Annotated in this window: 1 pseudogene; it reads left to right on the forward strand. The window is 44.9% G+C overall.

Annotated features, from left to right (window positions below):
* Positions 1–644, forward strand: a pseudogene (locus tag OZJ21_RS09760) (LEA family epithelial adhesin); the annotation flags it as partial.
* Between the last annotated feature and the right edge of the window lie 49 nt (positions 645–693).

A 693-nucleotide genomic window follows, 5' to 3' on the forward strand; every position in this document is an offset into this window, starting at 1 on the left:
CTGGCTTACCAGAAGGAACCAAGATTGATGTGGGTGACAATGGAGATACCACAATTACCTACCCAGACCAGTCAGTCGACACTATCACAGGTGATAAGCTGGTTGAAGAAAAGACTAGTGCTGAAAATCTGGATCCAACGGTTCCAGCCAAGACCAAGGTTGATGATCCAACGAAGCTGACTGATGACGAAAAGAAAGAAGTCGAAGACAACATTCGTGATAACAACCCTGGCTTACCAGAAGGAACCAAGATTGATGTGGGTGACAATGGAGATACCACAATTACCTACCCAGACCAGTCAGTCGACACTATCCCAGGTAATAAGCTGGTTGAAGAAAAGAATAGTTCTGAAAAGCTGGATCCAACGGTTCCAGCCAAGACCAAGGTTGATGATCCAACGAAGCTGACTGATGACGAAAAGAAAGAAGTCGAAGACAACATTCGTGATAACAACCCTGGCTTACCAGAAGGAACCAAGATTGATGTGGGTGACAATGGAGATACCACAATTACCTACCCAGACAAGTCAGTCGACACTATCCCAGGTAATAAGCTGGTTGAAGAAAAGACTAGTGCTGAAAATCTGGATCCAACGGTTCCAGCCAAGACCAAGGTTGATGATCCAACGTACTATCACAGGTGATAAGCTGGTTGAAGAAAAGACTAGTGCTGAAAATCTGGATCCAACGGTT

This window comes from Ligilactobacillus sp. UO.C109, from assembly GCF_026847815.1.
Taxonomy (GTDB): domain Bacteria; phylum Bacillota; class Bacilli; order Lactobacillales; family Lactobacillaceae; genus Ligilactobacillus; species Ligilactobacillus salivarius.